Raw genomic sequence first — 2698 nt, forward strand, 5'->3', positions numbered from 1 at the left:
TCATCCCGCCCAATGTTGTTACACTGTATGTCTGCGAGCTGTCTTTGTGTATATAATTATAGTTCCCCAAGCGTAAGCAATTATAAACCCATTTGCCAATCGGTCAACATCTAAATTGGGGATAGAAGATGAGGAATTTGGGGATCGGTGCTACGGATCGATCGCGATAAAAAAGAGTTTTCATGATAATAGCTATGGTAACAGGTGCTCTAGTCACGATCGCGAGTGTGAATTTCGATGTGGTTGTAGATTTTTACACCCAATTTTTGGGAACGACACCCAAGCCACATATTCCCGCTGTTTATGCCGAGTTTCTGATACCTGGGCTACAGTTAGGAATTTTTTGTCCTAAGTCCACCAATCGCGACGAATTTGGGCAACCCAGTCACAGCGGGATGAGTCTCTGTCTAGAGGTAGCTAATTTGGAAGACTCGATCGATAAACTCGCCCAACTCGGCTATCCCCCATCAGGAAACATCACCACAGCCTCCCACGGTCGCGAAGTGTACGCCTACGACCCCGACGGTAATCGCTTAATTTTACATCAATCAGCTAGCGCTTGAACCAGTACATAACCCAAGTTGCTACCTTGTGGAATGCCTGCGACTGAAGTCGCGGCTAATGGTGCAAAGTCCGCCTACGCGGACTAGTTTATTAGTCCGCGTAGGCGGACTTTGCACTCCGTTCGCGAAGCGTCTGCCTTGCAGAGCAGCGGTTAGAAACCGCTGAGGTTATTGGTAGCAACTTGGGTTAATAATCTGAAACCTAGCCAGTGGGCAGTCCCCACCTCGATCTCCTGCCCTCTAATCTCTATTCCCCATGCAACGCCTAGAAGTCGAACAACGTACAATTCTAATTGGTTTGGCTGGTAGTCATGGCTACGGATTGAGCCGTCCCGAATCCGATCTCGACTATCGGGGGGTGTTTATTGCGGGCAAAAAATACTATTTGGGTTTGGATAAAGTCGAGCAAAAAGATAGCGGCTGGGATACCGAGCCAGGGATCTTTGAATTTCTCACAGGGGAAAAGGATACAGTGATTTACGAACTCAAAAAATTCGTGCAACTCCTAGCTGGAGCCAACCCCAATATTCTAGAGTTACTCTGGCTCAAACAATATCCCATCAAAACCGAAGTTGGCGAATATTTGCTCGCGCATCGTAAAATGTTCCTCAGCAAGCGCGTCAAACATACTTATTCTGGCTATGCCTTTGCCCAAATCAAAAAAATCGAATCTCATCGAAAATGGTTGCTCGATCCACCTCAAGAGAAGCCAGTTCCTGAAAAATTTGGTCTCACAGCAGAGCGACCATTAAATAAGGAAGAATTACATGCCTTCTTGGAATACTTGTATAGCTTAGTAAGCGGTAAAATTGAATATCTATCCGAAGCTCAAGAGTTATATCAATTATTGAATGGTGATATCGATTACAAAGGTTTATTAAAACAACATCATCTCACCGATGATGTCTTGGAATATACCCAAACACTTACCAATAGTCGCGGTGACTTTATCAAGCTACTCCAAAAAAGCCAACAGTATAAAAATGCCATGCGTGAGTGGAATGCTTACCAATCCTGGCAAACCAATCGCAATCCCACCCGCGCGGGGATGGAAAAACAGTCAGGTTTCGATCTCAAACATGCGATGCACTGTATTCGGCTTTTACGCAGCGGCTTGGAGATTTTAAGGTCTGGTGAAATATTTGTCGATCGACAGGATGTATGCGATGCTGACGAACTCAAAGCAATCTTACGTGGCGATTTCACTTACGAACAAGTCACCGCCATTGCCGATAATCTAGTCGCCGAACTCGATCGCGCTTATGATGATTCTATTCTCCCCCGTCATCCCGATTTATCGGCAATTAACGATCTCTCAATCGAGTTAATCGAAAAACAAGGATGGGGGAATAATTAATAGTTAATAATTAAATGCTGATAATTAGAGCTGCGGAAGCAAAGGATGTCGATCGGATTTTTGAGTTGATTTTAGGTTTGGCGGATTATGAGAAACTTCGCGATCGGGTGACTGGAAATGCTGAGTTATTGCGATCGCATTTATTTGGCGGACATCCTGCGGCTGAGGCAATTGTAGCCGAATTAAGCGAGTTGACGATCGGGTTTGCCTTATTTTTCCCCACCTACTCGACTTTTCTTACTCAACCGGGTATCCATCTTGAAGATGTCTTCGTTCAGCCTGAATATCGCCGTCAAGGTGTGGGCAAAGCATTGATGACTGCTATGGCTAAAATCGCTCACGATCGCGGTTGTGGGCGGCTAGAGTGGTCGGTGCTGGACTGGAATCAAAACGCGATCGAGTTTTACCAAAGTCTCGGTGCAACGGTGCTACCAGACTGGAAAACTTGCCGGATGACAGCCGCAACTCTGGCGGAGATTGCGAGTAAATCTTAAATTGACTAAAATTCGATAAGTACGATACAGCAGGAATCCAACTAAATGCTAACAATTTGGGTAAACGAGCAATTAGATCCAGGTGGTTTAATGTATGCCTGCATTGCTTCTCGGAGTGAGGAGTTAGCTCAAGACTGTCACGCATCTTTTCAGCAAAATCTCACCCCCGAACAAATTCAACTAGGTTGGATCGCACGGCTCCGCACGGTTAATTCATGGGATGAAGTGCCAGTTAACTCCCTAAATTTGGGTTAACTAGAATTAAGCGCTAAGTAACCGCGCCG

The 2698-nt window shown here is 45.4% G+C and carries 4 protein-coding genes; all 4 read left to right on the plus strand.

All coding sequences use genetic code 11. The features are described from left to right. Positions 1-194 precede the first annotated feature (194 nt). The 4 genes from RMO52_RS05785 to RMO52_RS05800 all read left to right on the plus strand — a co-directional run bounded on the left by RMO52_RS05785 (position 195) and on the right by RMO52_RS05800 (position 2669). On the plus strand, positions 195-563 hold the full coding sequence (locus tag RMO52_RS05785) for a VOC family protein (protein ID WP_310411776.1): 369 nt from the start codon (positions 195-197) through the stop codon (positions 561-563). A gap of 256 nt (positions 564-819) precedes the next feature. Further along, positions 820-1920: a DNA polymerase beta superfamily protein gene (locus RMO52_RS05790; protein ID WP_310411779.1), complete on the plus strand. Its 1101-nt coding sequence runs from the start codon at positions 820-822 to the stop codon at positions 1918-1920. A 14-nt stretch (positions 1921-1934) separates the two neighbouring features. After that, a complete protein-coding gene (locus RMO52_RS05795) occupies positions 1935-2414 on the plus strand; it encodes a GNAT family N-acetyltransferase (protein WP_310411781.1) in 480 nt (159 codons plus the stop codon). 45 nt (positions 2415-2459) lie between these two features. After that, on the plus strand, positions 2460-2669 hold the full coding sequence (locus tag RMO52_RS05800; RefSeq protein ID WP_310411784.1) for a glycogen debranching protein: 210 nt from the start codon (positions 2460-2462) through the stop codon (positions 2667-2669). Positions 2670-2698 lie beyond the last annotated feature (29 nt).

The organism is Chamaesiphon sp. OTE_8_metabat_110, assembly GCF_031382685.1.
Lineage (GTDB): Bacteria > Cyanobacteriota > Cyanobacteriia > Cyanobacteriales > Chamaesiphonaceae > Chamaesiphon.